Origin of the sequence: Pseudoalteromonas sp. SWYJZ19 (assembly GCF_015864375.1) — a bacterium.
Lineage (GTDB): Bacteria > Pseudomonadota > Gammaproteobacteria > Enterobacterales > Alteromonadaceae > Pseudoalteromonas > Pseudoalteromonas arctica.
Map to the genome: position 1 here is coordinate 236,514 of NZ_JADYXI010000001.1, position 18,579 is coordinate 255,092.

The 18,579-nt window shown below is 40.2% G+C and carries 16 protein-coding genes; 6 read left to right on the forward strand and 10 right to left on the reverse strand.

Going from position 1 to position 18,579, the window contains the following annotated elements; genetic code table 11:
- Positions 1-206: 206 nt before the first annotated feature.
- From I6F45_RS01085 to lrp, 7 genes are all read right to left on the reverse strand, one after another.
- On the reverse strand, positions 207-1,919 hold the full coding sequence (locus tag I6F45_RS01085; protein ID WP_197159451.1) for an ATP-dependent nuclease: 1,713 nt from the start codon (positions 1,917-1,919) through the stop codon (positions 207-209).
- A 402-nt stretch (positions 1,920-2,321) separates the two neighbouring features.
- Positions 2,322-3,626: a serine--tRNA ligase gene (serS, locus tag I6F45_RS01090; protein ID WP_197159452.1), complete on the reverse strand. Its 1,305-nt coding sequence runs from the start codon at positions 3,624-3,626 to the stop codon at positions 2,322-2,324.
- A 9-nt stretch (positions 3,627-3,635) separates the two neighbouring features.
- Entirely contained in the window at positions 3,636-4,016 is a 381-nt protein-coding gene (gene crcB, locus I6F45_RS01095) for a fluoride efflux transporter CrcB (RefSeq protein WP_021032117.1), read from the reverse strand.
- A complete protein-coding gene (locus I6F45_RS01100) occupies positions 4,009-5,352 on the reverse strand; it encodes a replication-associated recombination protein A (protein ID WP_197159453.1) in 1,344 nt (447 codons plus the stop codon). The genes crcB and I6F45_RS01100 overlap by 8 nt, the downstream gene beginning before the upstream one ends.
- Positions 5,345-5,971, reverse strand: coding sequence for an outer membrane lipoprotein chaperone LolA (lolA, locus tag I6F45_RS01105; protein ID WP_197159454.1), 627 nt, complete (start codon positions 5,969-5,971; stop codon positions 5,345-5,347). The genes I6F45_RS01100 and lolA overlap by 8 nt, the downstream gene beginning before the upstream one ends.
- Positions 5,968-8,466 (reverse strand): DNA translocase FtsK, encoded by a 2,499-nt coding sequence (locus I6F45_RS01110; RefSeq protein WP_197159455.1) that lies wholly within the window; start codon positions 8,464-8,466, stop codon positions 5,968-5,970. The genes lolA and I6F45_RS01110 overlap by 4 nt, the downstream gene beginning before the upstream one ends.
- A gap of 173 nt (positions 8,467-8,639) precedes the next feature.
- Positions 8,640-9,119 carry a leucine-responsive transcriptional regulator Lrp gene (lrp, locus tag I6F45_RS01115; protein ID WP_007582985.1) on the reverse strand — a complete coding sequence of 160 codons (480 nt, stop codon included), beginning with the start codon at positions 9,117-9,119 and terminating at the stop codon, positions 8,640-8,642.
- A gap of 142 nt (positions 9,120-9,261) precedes the next feature.
- Here lrp and ald point away from each other — a divergent pair, with 142 nt between their 5' ends.
- Positions 9,262-10,383: an alanine dehydrogenase gene (gene ald, locus I6F45_RS01120; protein ID WP_010552621.1), complete on the forward strand. Its 1,122-nt coding sequence runs from the start codon at positions 9,262-9,264 to the stop codon at positions 10,381-10,383.
- 109 nt (positions 10,384-10,492) lie between these two features.
- Here ald and pssA read toward each other — a convergent pair whose 3' ends face one another.
- The gene (gene pssA / locus I6F45_RS01125; protein WP_121954552.1) at positions 10,493-11,818 is read right to left on the reverse strand and encodes a CDP-diacylglycerol--serine O-phosphatidyltransferase; all 1,326 of its coding nucleotides are present in this window, start codon (positions 11,816-11,818) and stop codon (positions 10,493-10,495) included.
- A gap of 287 nt (positions 11,819-12,105) precedes the next feature.
- On the opposite strand from pssA, the gene trxB reads away from it, so the two are divergent.
- From trxB to infA, 4 genes are all read left to right on the forward strand, one after another.
- On the forward strand, positions 12,106-13,056 hold the full coding sequence (gene trxB, locus I6F45_RS01130; protein ID WP_008168643.1) for a thioredoxin-disulfide reductase: 951 nt from the start codon (positions 12,106-12,108) through the stop codon (positions 13,054-13,056).
- 97 nt (positions 13,057-13,153) lie between these two features.
- Entirely contained in the window at positions 13,154-13,870 is a 717-nt protein-coding gene (gene aat / locus I6F45_RS01135; protein WP_197159456.1) for a leucyl/phenylalanyl-tRNA--protein transferase, read from the forward strand.
- Positions 13,863-14,567: an arginyltransferase gene (locus tag I6F45_RS01140; protein ID WP_197159457.1), complete on the forward strand. Its 705-nt coding sequence runs from the start codon at positions 13,863-13,865 to the stop codon at positions 14,565-14,567. The genes aat and I6F45_RS01140 overlap by 8 nt, the downstream gene beginning before the upstream one ends.
- A 90-nt stretch (positions 14,568-14,657) precedes the next feature.
- Entirely contained in the window at positions 14,658-14,876 is a 219-nt protein-coding gene (gene infA, locus I6F45_RS01145) for a translation initiation factor IF-1 (RefSeq protein ID WP_002962494.1), read from the forward strand.
- A gap of 213 nt (positions 14,877-15,089) precedes the next feature.
- Here the strand turns inward: infA and clpA are convergent, their stop codons facing one another.
- Positions 15,090-17,351 (reverse strand): ATP-dependent Clp protease ATP-binding subunit ClpA, encoded by a 2,262-nt coding sequence (gene clpA / locus I6F45_RS01150; RefSeq protein WP_007585108.1) that lies wholly within the window; start codon positions 17,349-17,351, stop codon positions 15,090-15,092.
- Positions 17,352-17,445: 94 nt separating this feature from the next.
- Positions 17,446-17,754, reverse strand: coding sequence for an ATP-dependent Clp protease adapter ClpS (gene clpS, locus I6F45_RS01155; protein WP_007585109.1), 309 nt, complete (start codon positions 17,752-17,754; stop codon positions 17,446-17,448).
- A gap of 209 nt (positions 17,755-17,963) precedes the next feature.
- Between clpS and cspD the strand changes: the two genes are divergently transcribed.
- Complete coding sequence (cspD, locus tag I6F45_RS01160) at positions 17,964-18,182, forward strand: cold shock domain-containing protein CspD (RefSeq protein ID WP_002962500.1); 219 nt, start codon at positions 17,964-17,966, stop codon at positions 18,180-18,182.
- Positions 18,183-18,579 lie beyond the last annotated feature (397 nt).

The following is an 18,579-nucleotide window of genomic DNA, read 5'->3' on the forward strand; positions in this document are numbered from 1 at the left end:
TGTTTATACATTAGCTCGTCTTGACTTCAAGGGAGCGTCCATATATGTCACTGTTAATTTTTTCTCGTAATAATTAGGATGGGTGTCATCCTAATTTTACTTTTTCAAATAATTAAAATTAATATTTAGACGATACAAGTGAATAAAAGGTTTAAATACTGAATCTGGCCCTTCGAAAAGTGCAAAATTTAAGATGGGTGTCAATGTTATTTAACTATTTTTTCTGACTCAGAAACTAAATTCGCTTTCAAATTACAATGCTTTCCTTTATGGACTAGATCCACAAAATTTCTTAAGTCATTAAGCTGAGGATCTCCTAGCGGGATGGTGGTTAACAGCTTAGTTATAAATTTAGGGCCATGGGATCCAATTTGTGGACAAAAATTTTCTATTTCCCCTACAGGCACCAAATAAATACCAATATCTTCCAATGAATCCTTTAGCAATTGATAGTTAGTTTGTGCTTCACCATGGGGGATGCCTCTAAAACCAAACTTCTTAACCACACTCCAAGGTTTACCTTGCTTCATAGCTTCAATAATATCCCCTTTTGGCAGCTCATCATCGCCTGATTTATTTATTATTTCTGTAACACTTTTTTTCATTTCAGATTTTGATTTCGGCTTATTCCCCCCCCTTACTGCTGCGTCAACACGTCTCCACAATGGCTCTATTTTAGTCCAACAACCACCAAAAGCATCAACCGTTGCTTTAACCAAGCTAGACTCAGATAAAAAATCAATATCAAATACCGCTTTCACAGGAACACCAACTTCTCGAAGTGTCTTTGCTATTTTTGGCACCCCATGCTTTCCACCTGTTGGAATATATGCTGTGTCTAGCCATTGAGCATTGGAATTCAACTCCAAATGGTCACCTATCGAATTAATTAATCGACAATCACTATCATCCTCACAAATAATCGTTTGCTCATGAAAAATACCTTCTAGCGCATTTGAGTAACGTAATTCAGGTTTGTCCCATAAACTTTTAATCGTCTCATTTGATGCTTCAGAAACGACATTTTTATCACCTTCTCTTTGAACACGAAGAATTCTAACATTCCCACGTGTTCCCTCAAGGAAACCACGAAGAATATCACTGCTATGGGTAGCAACAACCAACTGCCCCCGTACTTCTGAAGAAAGGGTTTCTCCAAGTCTGCGCATCTGCGGTGGATGTAGAAACGCTTCAGGTTCATCAATAAGAGTTATATCTAGATCTGTTACGATAGCTTCAAACAGAATACCAGCATAACTTTTCATTCCATCCCCTTGTTTATCTAAGAGAGGATTACTTCGAACAGATTGAACATAAGTATCGCCAACTCTATCGACTACACCATCAACCATAGGGTTATCACCTACATGAATAGGAAGGCTCCTTCCCCCTCTATAATCAAACATAATGTCTTTACCAAACGCACGTTTAAAAAGCAGACTAATTTTATTCATCAATGCTTCATCATCATAAAGAATGTGCTGTGGTTTGGTTTTTTGATCGCCAGGTGAAATGCTGTTTTGTTGATTGCAGATAGTCAACCTGTCATTGGCTGCAATATTTTTTATGTATCCAGCCGCTATTCCATGCATTAGATAATTTTGAGTCCATAATTGAGTATGAGATTCATGAACTTGCCAATTGTTAAAACGGTACTCTGAGTTTACAAATTCCGCATTATCTTCCAAGAACTGTTTAAGCTGCTCTAAGCCACCATTCTTCTTGATTTCAAGATCAGTAACTACAACTGTTCGTTCTCCCTCACCTTTCTGAGCAATAGCCATAATTTCACGTAAGGTTTGAGATTTCCCACTATTATTTGGTCCTACAATAATAATTTTTTCGTTTGGGTTTAATTGGAAACTGTTTCCACCTGAGAAACTAATCTTTGAAATTGTTGCTGTGGGTTTTTGGGACAATGCACTATTTCCTTATAATTAATATTGATACTTGACTAGCGGTGTGCGCTTAGAAGCATAACAACTTTGTATCCGATATTTGTCGCTTTACAAACCGACAAATGTCCAAATATTACGAAGCATCTAATTTAACCAGCTAATAAGCACTTGTAAACAACTAGTTAGCCGGCATTTAAGTTTCCTTGATGTAGAAATACCCCAAAATGGTAGAGATCAGTAATATCGGACAAAAAAGTAATGAGCTATAAAAATAGGTGTAAGCGATATTATTAATAAGATAACTTAAATTTTTCTCTAAGCTTTTGCCTTTAACCTAAAACAAAAAAGCCGCTGTTCATTGCAAACAGCGGCTTTCGTCTTAAGATTTACAAGCTTAAAGCTTGCTTAACTTAAACTTGATTTTTATTGTTTACCAATCACTTCCAGTCCACCCATGTACGGGCGTAATACTTCTGGTACTACTACTGTACCATCAGCTTGTTGGTAGTTTTCTAATATTGCTACTAGTGTACGGCCAACGGCTAAGCCTGAACCATTTAGTGTATGTAGTAACTCTGGCTTTTTAACACCTTCACGGCGAAAACGTGCTTGCATTCTGCGAGCCTGAAAATCAGCCATGTTTGAACATGATGAAATTTCGCGGTATGTGTCTTGCGCAGGTAACCATACTTCTAAATCGTATGTTTTAGCTGAGCCAAAGCCCATGTCGCCCATACATAAAATTACTTTACGGTATGGTAGGTCAAGTGCTTGTAGTATTTGCTCTGCGTGACCTGTTAACTCTTCAAGGGTTGCCATTGAGTCTTCTGGTTTTACAAGTTGTACTAATTCAACTTTATCAAACTGGTGCTGACGGATTAAGCCACGCGTATCGCGGCCATAGCTGCCTGCTTCGCTTCTAAAACACGGCGTGTGGGCAACTAAGCGAATTGGTAAATCGCTTTCGTCGTAAATTTCGTCACGGGCGCTGTTTGTAAGCGGTACTTCTGCTGTAGGAATTAAGCTAAAGCCGGCTTGTTGTTCGCCATCGTCGTTTACAAGGCCTAATGTGTGGAATAAATCGCCCGCAAATTTAGGTAACTGGCTTGTGCCATAAAGGCTTGCGCTATTTACTAAGTACGGTACATACATTTCTGTATAGCCGTTTTTATCTGCGTGTGTATCTAGCATAAATTGCGTTAGTGCACGGTGCATACGCGCTACTTGGCCGCGCATTACAGTAAAGCGTGCGCCACTAATTTTAACGCCCATTTCAAAGTCTAAGCCGTTTAGGTCTTGCCCTACATCAACGTGATCTTTAACTTCAAAATCGAATTTTTTAGGTGTGCCCCACGTTAAAATTTCAACGTTGTCGTCTTCGTCTTTACCGGCAGGTACCGACTCATCTGGCAAGTTTGGAATTGCTAAAGCAATGTCGTTAATTGCGGCTAATACTTCATCTTGCTCAGTTTTAGCGGCGTCTAGCTCACTGCCTAAGTTAGCCACTGCATCAAGTAGTGGCTGTGCGTCTTCGCCTTTTGCTTTGGCTTGACCAATTGCTTTTGCGCTTGCATTACGTTGACTTTGAAGTTCTTGCGTTTTTACTTGTAATGTTTTGCGTTTTTCTTCAAGTGCCGTTACCGTCGCTACATCGAGTTCGTAACCGCGCGCCGCTAAACGTGCTGCAGTTTGTTCGACGTCTTGACGTAAAAATTTAGAATCTAACATGTTAGTTTTTTAACCTTTTTGCATTACTAGCTGAAGGCCCAGCCAAGCCATAAAAATACACACCATCACGTTTAAGATGATATTGAGGGCCATTTTAATAAAGTGACCTTGTTGTAATAACAACAACGAGTCCATTGAGAATGTTGAAAAGGTGGTTAATGCACCTAAAAAGCCAATCCCGATAAGGGTTTTGGCGGGGCTAGCGGTGATAATTTCTTTATCTATCAAACCGTACAAAATGCCCATTAACAATGAACCCAGAATATTAACCGTCAACGTGCCAAAAGGGAATCCCCTACCGAGGAGTTTTAGCATGCTTTCGCTAATAAAAAACCGTAAACACGCACCTGAGGCTCCGCCAAGTGCAATCATCATGTAAAGTTTAATCATTTTCGTACCGTTTAAGTGGGCTTTGCGCATCGCGCTCTTTTAGGTAATCGAGTTTTTGTTTAATTTTTTGCTCAAGTCCGCGATCGCTCGGTAAGTAATATTCTTTACCGTCCATTTCTGGCGGTAAGTACTTTTCACCTGCGGCAAATGCGCCTTCTTCGTTATGCGCATAACGGTACTCGGCGCCGTAACCTAAGTCTTTCATTAAGTTGGTTGGGGCATTGCGTAAATGCTCTGGCACAGGATAACTTGGTTCGTTTTGAGCATCAGCTTTGGCTTGATTAAATGCCATATACACCGCATTACTTTTAGGTGCACTGGCTAAATACAATGTGGCTTGTGCAATAGCGCGCTCACCTTCGCTTGGACCTACTCGCTGAAATATATCCCATGCGTTTAGGGCGACTTCCATCGCACGCGGATCGGCGTTGCCAATGTCTTCTGTAGCTATGGCAAGTAATCGCCTTGCTACATACAAAGGGTCACCGCCACCGGCTAAAATTCGGCAATACCAATACAATGCACCATCAGGAGAGCTGCCACGTACTGATTTGTGAAAGGCTGATATTAAATCGTAAAATTCATCGCCGCCTTTATCGTATTTAGCTAAATGAGTAGGTAACACTTGGCTAAGTACGTGCTCGTCTACGTTGTATTGACCGTTTTGCTCGGTTGTTAAATCAACTGCTTGTTCAAGTAAATTAAGTACTTTACGCGCATCGCCGCCACTTGCTTGGCATAGTGCCTTTTTAGCATTCTCGGCAATAGTGATATGCTTTTGGCTTAGCTGCTCGTCTTGTTTAAGAGCGCGCTCTATTACGGTGTATAAGTCGGTGTCGGCAAGCGATTTCAAAACATACACACGCGCACGCGACAATATCGCGTTGTTAAGGGCAAACGAGGGGTTTTCGGTGGTAGCACCCACAAATATAAAGGTGCCGTCTTCTATGTGCGGTAAAAAAGCATCTTGCTGAGATTTATTAAAGCGGTGCACTTCGTCAACAAACATAAGGGTGCGTTGGCCACGGCTTTCTAGGTTGTCTCGCGCTTGCGTTACGCTGTCACGTATATCTTTTACGCCTGCGGTTACCGCCGACATTTGAATAAGTGAGGCATCTGCATGGTTGGCAATTATTTGCGCAAGTGTCGTTTTACCAACACCGGGCGGACCCCACAAAATTAAACTATGGCAGCGCCCCGCTACAATGGCTTGATGCAATGGTTTATCAGCACTTAATAAATGCTGTTGACCAATGTACTCGTCAAGTGTTGTAGGGCGCATACGCGCGGCAAGTGGGCGTACATCAGGCCCAAAGTTAAATCCTAAATTACTCACCGTTACTCTGATCGTCTATTTCAACACCTTCAGGAGGCGTAAATTCAAAAGTGCTTTTATCAAGCTGTGTATTAACTTGTGCATCGTTAAACGTAAATGACGATAACTGCCCTGAGTTGTCGGTAACAACTAATTTAGCAAGGCCTTGTTCGTTATCGGCAAACGCTATATCAAGTTGTTCTACTTGGCTTTCTACGCCTTTATTTGGCGTTACGCTAAAGCCTGTACTTGTTGCAAGTACACTGTATTTTCCCCACTGTGCTGGGTCTTTTGATGTAAGTAGTACAAACGGTGTTGAATCAATTAGGCTGCTGGTTTTCATAATCGTTACTTGCTCAGCAAAACTGTCGAAGTAATATGTTTTATCGCCGTTTGATACAAATAACGTATCGTCTGGATTAGTTTGCTGCCAGCGGATCATCATAGGCTGTTGGAGCGCTATTGTGCCCTCGCCTTGCATCACTGCTTGGCCTTCTTTGTCTGTTACTTTTTGTGCGAATTGCGCTTTAAAGCTTTTTAAAGTCGCTAATTGGTCTTGTAATGCTTGGCTGTCGTCTGCAAAGCTTGGTGCAGCTAGTACGCTGCCTAACACTAACAATAAGGCATTAACTTTTTTCATGAATTTGCTCCATTAGGTACTAATACATCACGAGCACCGTTATGACCTGGTGAACTCACGATACCCGATGTTTCCATTTGTTCTACTAAACGTGCTGCTCGGTTATAACCAACACGTAGTTTACGTTGCACTGACGATACCGATACTTTGCCGGTTTCAATTACAAACGATACGGCTTCGTCGTATAACGGATCGTTTTCTTCATCTGCGTTTTCGCTAGCTTCGCCGGGTAATAAAATATCCTCGCTTGCATCGCCATTGAGTATTTCATCAACGTAATTTGGTTTTGCACGCGCTTTCCAATCGTTTACTACGGCATGTACTTCATGGTCGTCTACAAACGCGCCATGCACACGCTCTGGTACGCTAGTACCCGGTGGTAAATAAAGCATATCACCCATACCGAGTAAGTTTTCGGCGCCTTGTTGATCAAGTATTGTGCGCGAATCTATTTTACTTGATACCTGAAACGCCATACGTGTTGGTATATTTGCTTTAATTAAACCTGTAATTACATCAACCGATGGGCGCTGAGTTGCTAGTATTAAGTGAATACCTGCCGCACGTGCTTTTTGGGCAATACGTGCAATTAGCTCTTCTACTTTTTTACCTACAATCATCATCATGTCGGCAAATTCGTCAATTACTACAACAATACTTGGTAATTTACCTAGCTCGTCTGGGCCTTCTTTCATGCCATCTGTGTCTTTAAATAATGGATCAAGAATTGGGTAACCCGCTTCTTTGGCTTCAAGCACTTTTTGGTTGTAACCTTTTAAGTTACGTACACCTAATGCTGACATTAATTTATAACGGCGTTCCATTTCGCCTACACACCAACGCAGTGCGTTGGCCGCTTCTTTCATGTCGGTAACTACTTCACACAATAAGTGCGGAATACCTTCGTATACTGAAAGCTCAAGCATTTTAGGGTCAATCATGATCATACGTACATCGTCAGGGCCCGATTTGTACAGCAAGCTTACTATCATGACATTAACGCCCACTGATTTACCTGAACCGGTTGTACCTGCTACTAATAAGTGTGGCATTTTACCAAGGTCAGCACATACAGGCTGACCGGCAATGTCTTTACCTAACACCATTGTAAGTGGCGAAGGGTTTTGTTCAAATTTAGGGGCGTTTATTACTTCTGACAAACGTACTATTTCACGGTGTTTGTTAGGAAGCTCAATACCTACATACGTTTTACCTGGTATAACTTCTACAACACGTACACTAATTGCCGAAAGCGAACGCGCTAAATCTTTAGCTAAGCCAGTAATTTTAGATACTTTAATACCTGGTGCTAAATCTAGCTCAAAACGTGTAACAACCGGCCCTGGATATACAGCAACAACTTTAGCTTGAACGTTAAAGTCGAGTAGTTTTGTCTCTACTAGGCGCGATACTGTATCGAGCTCTTCTTGCGAAATTGGGTTTTTAGCTTTATCCGGCCTGTCGAGTAAGTCTAGCGACGGTAATGGCCCCGGTGGTGGCTCTTGCGTTAGTAATTGCTCAAACTTTTCTTTAGCCGTTGGCGGCGGTTGATACGCAGGTTTTGGCTTAGGCATAGGCCTAGCTGGCGATACCACCGTTGTAACTGGTTTTTCTGGCTCTATAACAGGGCTTTGGTCTAGCGCATTTAATGCAGCTTCTGTATCCATTGGTTCGTCGTCTATGGCGCTAAAGCCAATTTCTTGATCGAGTATGTCGTCAAGCTCATCAAACGGCATAAAGTCGTCACTAATTTGTGGCTCGCTAAATGGCGTTTGCGGTTTATTAATTGCTTTTTGTTTATCTGCTTTTTTAGCTGATGTAGGTAGCTCTATTTGCTCATGAATATCGTCTTCAAAGTGAGCGTCAGCTTCATCGTTATTATTTACTTTGCCTGCAGCGTGTTCTCGGTGCATCCAGCCTTTTGCGTAAGATACAATAAAGCGGTAAAGCCTAACCATTAAATCGCCAAGATAATCCACAAAATCAACCCACGATACGCCGGTTAGTAATGTTAAGCCTGCAAAAAAGAAACACAGCAATAATATAGATGTACCGGTAAAATTAAACGCAGGCATCATGGCTGATGCAATAACATCACCCACTACCCCACCAGATGAGAAGTTATAAATATCGTCAAAGTTTATACTGCTGATAGCCGTCGCTGAAGTAATAAATAAAGCAAAACCAATAACACGCAGCGCTAAGGTGGTGTAATCAAGCTGTAAAATGCGGTGAGGTTGTTTAAATAGCAAGTAGCCAAATAGCTGAATGGCCGCTGGCACTAAGTAAGCCAACCAACCAAAGGTGAGTAATAAAATGTCGGCTATCCATGCACCGGCTGCTCCTGTGATGTTGCTTACTTCGCTAAAACTAGTTTGCGACCATGCAGCATCTGCTGGATCAAAGCTGATTAAGGCACATAAAATAAATATTGCCATAAAGGTGCTGATAATCAGCCCTGTTTCTAATAGTCTTTGCACACCGTTTAGGCGCATAGTTCCCTATTCCTCTTTATTATTCTATTTTTATTCACACTTACTTAGCAGTGAAATACCTTAGCAGGAAATGCAATTTGTTGCACTTTATCTTAACCTTGATGGCCTGATTATGAACAAGTTTTTATAATTTGAGCTTATATAAGCAAATGACGCAGCTAATATAAATAACCTTAAGTAATATAAGGACGAATAATTACGCCTTCTTCACCTTTTACTTCTTCCATTACTACATAAGTTCGGCTTTCACTAACGTTAGGCAATTTTAATAATATGTCACCTAATACACCACGGTATTCTGACATATCATTTACGCGCGTTTTAAGTAAAAAATCAAAATTACCCGATACTAAATGACATTCGATAATTTCTTCGTGCTTTTTAACGGCCGCACTAAACTCATCAAATACGTCGGGAGATGTTTTAGTAATTGTTACTTCTACATACACCGATAAACCTTGCCCAAGCTTAGCTGGATCGACCACTGCTTTATAGCCAAGTATGTAGCCTTCTCGTTCTAGCTTTTTCACTCGCTCCAGACAGGGCGTGGCGCTTAGGCCAACTCGTCTGGCCAGTTCAACATTTGAAAGGCGTCCATCATGCTGTAATTCCATTAAAATTTTACGATCAATTCTATCTAATAACTGATGCATAGTACCAACTAGTTTTTTATGCTGCTTATTTTTGTTATATAGATGATAACACTAGATTTGACTTTAAAAAAGGTGAGACACACGGGCTTATGATGATTATAATAGTGAAAAATGTTAATCCGTTCTTAATAAGGCAAATGATATGATTATTGGTGTTCCTAAAGAAATTAAAAACCATGAATACCGTGTAGGTATGGTTCCTGCGAGTGTTCGTGAATTAGTAAACCACGGTCACCAAGTGATTGTAGAAACTGATGCAGGCATGGGTATTGGTTTTACTAACGAAGATTACACGCTAGCGGGTGCTGAAATTTTAGCAACTGCTGCTGACGTTTTCGCTAAAGCAGACATGATTGTAAAAGTAAAAGAGCCACAAGCTGTTGAACGTGCAATGCTACGTGAAGACCAAATTCTTTTCACTTACTTACACCTTGCACCTGATCTTCCACAAACTGAAGACCTTGTAAAAAGCAAAGCTATTTGTATTGCATACGAAACTGTAACTGACTCTCGCGGTGGTTTACCGCTTCTTGCTCCTATGAGCGAAGTTGCTGGTCGTATGTCTATTCAAGCTGGTGCACAAGCGCTAGAAAAATCTAACCACGGTCGTGGCATGCTACTAGGTGGCGTACCAGGCGTTGAAGCAGCTAAAGTTGTTATCATTGGCGGCGGCATGGTTGGTCGTAGTGCAGCGCAAATGGCTGTTGGTCTTGGTGCTGAAGTTGTCGTTCTTGACCGTAACATCGACGTATTACGTGCACTAGACGCGCAATTTGGTAATAAAGTTAAAGCTATTTACTCAACTGCTGATGCTCTAGAAAAACACGTACTAGAAGCTGATTTAGTAATTGGTGGCGTACTAATCCCAGGTGCAGCTGCACCTAAACTAGTCACTGCTGAGCACATTAAAGCAATGAAACCTGGTTCTGCAATTGTTGACGTTGCAATCGACCAAGGTGGCTGTATTGCTACTTCTAAAGCAACTACGCATGCAGATCCTACTTTCATCGTTGATGAAGTTGTTCACTACTGTGTTGCTAACATGCCAGGCGCTGTTCCTCGTACATCTACGTTTGCACTTAATAATGCAACATTGCCTTTCATCATTAACCTTGCAAACAAAGGTTATAAAAAGGCATTACTAGATGATGCTCACTTCTTAAAAGGCTTAAACGTAATTAAAGGCCAAGTAACTTACAAAGAAGTAGCTGAAGCGTTCAATATGGAATATGTTGACCCACGCACAGCGGTAGAAAACGCGTAACTACTATTGTTACCGCTTATACCTAAGTAATTATTTAGGTATAAGCATTAAAAAAGCAGCTAATTAGCTGCTTTTTTTGTGTCTAAATTTCAGATTTATATAAACTGGTTTAGATAAAACGCTTAATTATAAAATCTACTTTTACGCGCTTAGCTTGGCCAAGTAGTTTTTTAACTGGCTGCGGATAATCATCCATCGTTTCTAAATCATCTGGGCCTGTTAAACGTCGGCAGTGTTGTAAAATTTCCTGCTTTTCGTTATCAATAGCATCCATAATTGTTTGCTCTGGATCTTCTATTAAAATACCGTTTTCGATATCAAGACCCCATGCACGCGGATTTAAGTTATGCCCGCTCAATAAATGTTTTGTTCTATCTGAACAAATACCTTTTAAATGAAACGAATTACTTCCATCTTTCCACAGATACACATTTAAATTACCGTTATCGATATGACGCTTTTGCGTTTTTACAAATTTATGCAAAATAGTTTCGTATAAATAAGGTAATGCCCCTATTTTACTAAACGGCTCGCTTGGCGGTAAATAAAAGTCATTTGCTGTTTTATCGCCTACAACAATAGTCACTTGCTTGCCTTGCTTTAATAATCGGCGCAGCGATCGCATAAGTGGTGCCGGAAAATTGAAGTATGGCGTATACAACACAAGCTCTTGCTCTGTTGTATCAAATAACGCTTTTATTAAACGATTTAACTCGTTATTACGACGCCCAAGCCCTAAAAATAAGCGAATACCTAATGCTTGCGTATTTAGCTGCTCTGCTGCGTTATAACTTGCGACTTTTAAATCGCGCATTAATTGCTTTTGATCAAGCTTAAAGTCGTGCAAACGCTTAAGCGGTCGTGTGTCAATGCGTGGCACGGCCACTGATGAAAGTAGCTTTGTTTCAATAAAATCAACTACTGAGTCACACAGTTCGCTCTGCGTTATTAAAAAGTAACGATCGAGCCTGTAGCGCTCGTTGTATTGCAAGTACACGTTATTTAAGCTTGCGCCGCTGTAAAGTAAGGTGTCGTCAATTACAAAACCTTTTAAATGCAATACGCCAAATAATTCTTTAGCTTTTACAGGTACGCCATAAACTTGTACGTTCGATTTAAACTTTTCTAAATCGTCACAGTATAAACTTGCGTTACCGTCTGATTTATCAGCGCCAATTAATCCACGTTGCGCACGATGAAAATCCACCAGCACTTTTACCTCAAGTGCGGGGTTTGCCAATGACACACGATGCAGCGCTTCTAAAATTTCGCGACCTGCTTCGTCATCTTGTAAATACAACGCAGTAATATAAATTCGTTTTTTTGCGTTCGCTATCAAGCGTAGCAATTGCGTTCGGTAATCTTGCGCATTGGTTAAGACGTTAACGTCTTTTGAAGTCAACCCGAATGCGGGTTTTTCCTGCCAAAATAACATAGTTGCCTATTTGCTTAGGTCACATAATCTATCAGTGACAAATAAAATTAGGTAAAACATAACAAAAAAAATCAAAGGGGTCATGAAATAACGCTGTTTTGTTGCCTGTTAGTCTATTTATTGAGCTACTTAGGCATTTTAACTGTAAAAGCACATAACTCTAGTACACAATACTGCACAGCTTTTCGATTTGATAAAAAAAATAATCGCGGATTTTGTTTACATCTGCCTTGTTTTTCTTAGAATCGAGCGCATTAAAGACCGTATTAAACGTTTAGGAAAAAATAATGACTGAAGCAAAACATTGTAAGCTACTAATTTTAGGCTCTGGCCCAGCTGGTTATACTGCCGCAGTATATGCAGCACGTGCAAATTTAAACCCTGTTTTAATTACAGGCATTCAACAAGGTGGCCAATTAACAACCACAACTGAAGTTGAAAACTGGCCTGGTGATGCACACGGTTTAACAGGTCCTGCGTTAATGGATCGTATGAAAGAGCACGCTGAGCGCTTTGAAACTGAAATCATATTCGATCACATCAATAAAGTAGATGTATCTAAGCGCCCTTTCACACTAACTGGCGACCAAGGTACTTACACATGTGATGCATTAATCATTGCAACGGGTGCTTCTGCTAAATACTTAGGCCTAGAGTCTGAAACTAACTTCCAAGGCCGTGGTGTTTCGGCATGTGCTACGTGTGACGGCTTTTTCTATAAAGGTCAAAAAGTAGCGGTTGTTGGTGGTGGTAATACAGCGGTTGAAGAAGCGCTTTACTTATCTAACATTGCTGACGAAGTACATGTTATTCATCGTCGTGATAGTTTCCGCAGTGAAAAAATACTTGCTGATCGCCTTGCTGAAAAAGCAGCAAACGGTAACGTTGTAATGCATTACAACCGCACGCTTGACGAAGTATTAGGCGACCAAATGGGCGTAACCGGCGTTCGTATTAAAGATGCACACTCTGATGCAACTGAAGAACTCGATTTAGCAGGCGTATTTATTGCTATTGGCCACAAGCCAAATACTGATATGTTTGTTGGTCAACTAGAAATGAAAGATGGCTACTTAGTTGTAGAGTCTGGTCTTCACGGTAACGCGACTCAAACAAGCGTAGAAGGCGTTTTTGCTGCAGGTGATGTGTCTGACCACATTTACCGTCAAGCAATCACATCTGCGGGTACAGGCTGTATGGCTGCCCTTGATGCTGAACGTTTTTTAGATAATTTATAAGCAATTAAATAAATTATTATAGGGCTGATTATTCAGCCCTTTTTTTATGCCTAAAATATAGTTACACTTTTACGATCAATTATAAAATAAGTACTGTATGAGAAATCAGCTATACCAATTAAGCGAAACCGATATAGCATTCCCCAATCCGGAATACGCATTAGAATCCCCTGATGGCTTGTTAGCAATTGGTGGCGATTTAAGCTTGCCTCGGCTAAGTAATGCCTACAAAAGCGGAATATTCCCTTGGTTTAGCGAAGACGAGCCTATTATGTGGTGGTCGCCAAGTGAGCGAGGCATTTTTGAGCTTAATGATTTTCATATAAGTAAGAGCCTGCGTAAGCATTTAAAAAAACACCCTGTTAGAGTAACCATTAATAATGCCTTTGAAGAGGTGATAGAAGCCTGTCGCGATCAACGCCTTGATACCGATGGCACCTGGATCACCTCTGACATGCTCGACGCTTACGTTAATGCACACAATGCTGGCATTGCACATAGTTTAGAGGTGTGGAGTAACGGAGAGCTTGCAGGTGGCTTATATGGCATTATGCAAAATGGTGTATTTTGTGGCGAGTCGATGTTTCATCATCAAACCAATTGCTCTAAGCTTGCTATGTGGGCACTGGTAAATTGGCTTAAACGCCATAATGCACATTTTATTGATTGCCAGTTAGAAAATCCTTATTTAATGACTCTAGGTGCACAAATAATTCCCCGTTCAACATTTTTGACTAAACTAAAAGCTGCACATAACTATATTGTTAACCCTATTATGTGGGAGCCACAAGAACTTGACGCAATCTATGAATAAGCAACTTCCTGCACGTGTTGGTTTAACCCAAGAGTTTGACTGTAGTTATTTACCCAACAGACAAGAGCAACTTCTAGTTATTCTTGACCCTAGTTGCTACAGCACCGACAAATTTGAGTCTTTATTGGGCTTGGGATTTCGTCGCAGTGGTAATCAAATATACCGTCCGCATTGCCCAATATGCAGTGCATGTAGTTCTGTACGTGTATTAGCAAAAGAGTTTATGCCCTCAAAATCGCAAAAACGTAAACTAAACAAAGCAAAAACACAGTTTGAGGTAAAATATTCAACGCAAGAGCGACCTGAGTACTATCCACTTTATAGCAAGTACATAACGATGCGTCATCAGGATGGAAGTATGTATCCTCCTGAAAAAGAACAGTTTCAAAGTTTTTTGCTTTGTAGTTGGCTCAAGATCACATTTATTGAATTGTGGCACCAAGATACTTTAGTCGCGGTTGCCGTAACTGATTGTATGAATAGCGCTATTTCTGCAATTTATACCTTTTTTGATCCCGACTTTGAACACTATAGTTTAGGCTCTGTGATGATATTAGAGCAGCTAAAGTTTGCTAAAGAGCAAAATAAGCAATACGTGTACTTAGGCTATCAAATTGATGAATGCGACAAAATGAAGTACAAAACTCAGTTTTTACCTGCTCAAAAACAGCTCAATGATGAGTGGGTGGCTATTTAATTTGCAAATATAGCCCCTGCGCCTTTACTTATTGGAGTATTTTGGGCAAAATCTGCAGCGTTTAACTATTAAAGAGGTGTTACGCTAAACATGGCGAAAGAAGACGTAATCGAAATGCAAGGGACAGTCCTTGATACTTTACCAAATACAATGTTCCGAGTTGAGCTAGAAAATGGTCACGTAGTTGTGGCTCATATTTCAGGCAAAATGCGCAAAAACTATATCCGTATTTTAACCGGCGATAAAGTAACGGTAGAAATGACTCCTTACGATTTATCAAAGGGTCGTATCGTATTCCGTGCTCGCTAAGTAAGTGCGTAAACGAGATTTAGTTTTTGGCTAGTGTTTTACTAGCTTTAAGCGTTTATTAAATGTAATTGATAGACATTGACTAGCAATTACATTTAATAAACAAAAAGCCCAGTTTTTGCTGGGTTTTTTGTTGCCTATAAAAAGGGCAAAAAAATGGCCCGCTATTATGTAGCGGGCCATTTTATTTAACTAGATTATTTAATTAACGTTTTACGCTGGTGTTAAATTACTCTCGTAATCAAAGCGAATCTTCTTGTCTTTAACTGATACTTTAACCGTACCGCCATCAACAAGTTCACCAAACAGTATTTCGTTAGCTAATTGCTTTTTAAGCTCTTCTTGAATAACACGTGCCATAGGACGTGCACCCATTGCTTTATCGTAGCCTTTATCTGCCAACCACTCACGTGCTTTAGACGTAAGCTCAAGATTAACCGATTTTTTATCAAGCTGCGCTTGCAGTTCCACAATAAACTTATCAACCACCAGTAAAATAACTTCACGTTCAAGGTGATTAAACCAAATGATGTTATCTAAACGGTTTCTAAATTCTGGTGAAAATACTTTATTAATTGCACCCATTGCATCGTGCGTATGATCTTGCTCTGTAAAACCAATCGACTTACGCGTAGTTTCTTGAACGCCCGCATTGGTAGTCATTACAACCACTACATTTCTAAAGTCAGCTTTACGCCCATTATTATCTGTCAACGTACCGTGATCCATAACCTGTAGCAAAATGTTGTAAATGTCTGGATGCGCTTTTTCAATCTCATCTAAAAGTACAACAGCATGTGGATTTTTAATAACTGCTTCTGTTAATAAACCACCTTGCTCAAAACCAACATACCCTGGTGGAGCACCAATTAATCGACTAATTGCATGGCGTTCTACATATTCCGACATATCAAAACGAATAAACTCAACACCCATACATTTAGCAAGTTGCTTAGTTACTTCTGTTTTACCCACACCGGTAGGCCCTGCAAACAAAAACGAACCTACTGGCTTTTCTTCGCTCGATAAACCAGAGCGAGATAAACGAATAGCTGATGTAAGTGCGTCAATAGATTGATCTTGCCCAAACACGAGCATTTTAAGGTTACGGTCTAAGTTTTTAAGCGTTTCTTTATCTGTCGACGAGACGCTTTGCGCAGGTATACGTGCCATTTTAGATATAATTAGTTCTATATCTGCCACGCCAATGGTTTTTTTACGTTTAGAACTTGGTTGCAGGCGCTGGCTTGCACCGGCTTCATCAATTACATCAATGGCTTTATCTGGCAAGTGGCGCTCATTAATGTATTTAGCACTGAGTTCTGCAGCTGCTTTTAGTGCTTTTTGAGTGTAACGAATGCCATGATGCTCTTCGTAACGCTCTTTTAAGCCGTTTAATATTTTAGTGGTATCGGCAACACTTGGCTCAAGTACATCAATTTTTTGAAAGCGACGTACTAATGCACGGTCTTTCTCAAAAATATTTTTATACTCGTTGTAAGTTGTTGAACCCATACAACGTAGCTTACCACTTGAAAGGAGTGGTTTAAGCAAGTTTGATGCGTCCATAACACCACCAGACGCCGCGCCGGCACCGATTATGGTATGTATTTCATCAATAAATAAAATAGAGCCTGGCTCAGCTTGCAGCTCTTTTAGTAAGCTTTTAAAGCGCTTTTCAAAGTCGCCACGGTATTTAGTACCCGCAAGCAATGCACCCATATCTAGCGAGTACACAACAGCATCTGCAATTACTTCTGGTACTTGCTTATTAACAATGCGATACGCTAAGCCTTCAGCAATTGCTGTTTTACCAACGCCCGCTTCACCAACAAGTAATGGGTTATTCTTTTTACGACGACACAATACTTGTACCGTGCGCTCTACTTCGCTGTCGCGTCCGATCAGTGGGTCAATGTTACCTTCACGGGCTTGAACGTTTAAATTAGTTGTAAAGCTGTCTAGCTTGCTTGCTTCTTCATTTTGAACTTCTTGCACTTCATCATGAATATCGTCGCTGTCGTTGCCTAATTCATCATCTGCTTTAGAAATACCGTGCGAAATAAAGTTAACGATGTCTAAACGCGATACATCATGCTTTTTAAGTAAATATACAGCTTGGCTTTCTTGCTCAGAAAAAATAGCGACTAGTACGTTTACGCCTGTAACTTCATTTTTTCCTGACGATTGCACATGGAACACAGCGCGTTGTAATACACGTTGAAAGCCAAGTGTTGGCTGGGTTTCACGTTCTTCTTCTAAATCTGGAATGACGGGTGTTGTTTCGTCAATAAATTCTAATAATTCGGTTTTTAAACCAGAAATATTAACACCACACGCGTTTAGGGCTTCTCCTGCAGAAGGATTATCTAACAGCGCAAGTAAAAGGTGCTCTACGGTCATAAACTCATGACGGCGAGTGCGCGCTTCACGAAACGCGGCATTTAATGTGAGTTCTAAGTCTTTGTTTAGCATTGGCAACCCCTTACTGAGATAATAATTTATACCACAACAATCGGATGTTTGATCACCCTAATTGGTATTTATACCAATTGTATTAAATTGGTATTTATTCCTGCTCACAACTACAAAGCAGTGGATGCTCGTTATCACGCGCGTAGCGGTTAACTTGTTCAGCTTTAGTGTGGGCTACGTCGGCGCTGTAAACACCACATATACCCTTACCTTTTTCATGAACCTGAAGCATCACGTCGGTTGCTCTATCGCTATCCATATTAAAAAACGTCGTTAAAACTTCTATTACAAAGTCCATCGGCGTGTAGTCGTCGTTATTTAAAACAACTTTATATTTTCGCGGCGGCTGTAGCTTTTGCTTTTCGCTGTCGCGAACTGTATCGATAACACCTGAATCTTTCATACCACTCATAATTAAATATAGTCTTGTCTTTGTAACTCAAGCAAACTTGAATAAAAAATAAATAAAATGTTAAAAAAATAACTCAAAACACTTGACTGGTTGGCTAAATAAACTACAGTCAAACGTAGATTGATTAAACCTTAGTCAGTCTAGCAAATAATACAATTTAGAATAACTAAATTAGTCAACTTATTGAAGGATGTAGAAGTATGGCTTGCGGTAAAGTTAAATGGTTCAACAACGCTAAAGGTTTTGGTTTCATCGTAGAAGACGGCTGCGAGAATGATATTTTCGCTCATTACTCAACAATTGTAATGGACGGTTATAAAACGCTTAAAGCTGGTCAAGATGTAACATTCGAATTAGAACAAGGACCTAAAGGTCTACACGCTAAAAATATTGCCCCAGATGGTGACATTATTGAGTGACTATTGTTTTGTTCGACTAAAGCGAGTGACCTTTTAAGATCCTCGCTTAATTCCTTAAGCATACTAACTTATCTCTTCTCCCCTATTTATTGCCTCTTTTCATTCAAATTCAACCCTTTTCCTTGAATTTATTTTATATACCCCAATGTTCTAAGAGTTGATTGTTTAACTGCTTATTGGGCATGCTCAACCTCTAGCCCTTTTTATTTAAGCTTGTTACACTCTTGGTGCTAAAAATTGCGTATTAACGCAGCAACTAATCCAACTTGTCGCCTCTTTTATATGTACTAGGCTAAAGGCTGATTTATTTTTGTTAATTTTTTAGCTATAAATACAATTCCAGTTCGTCAGGTGTGACTATTCTGCTTTTATAAAAGAGCAACGCTGAGTACCAACA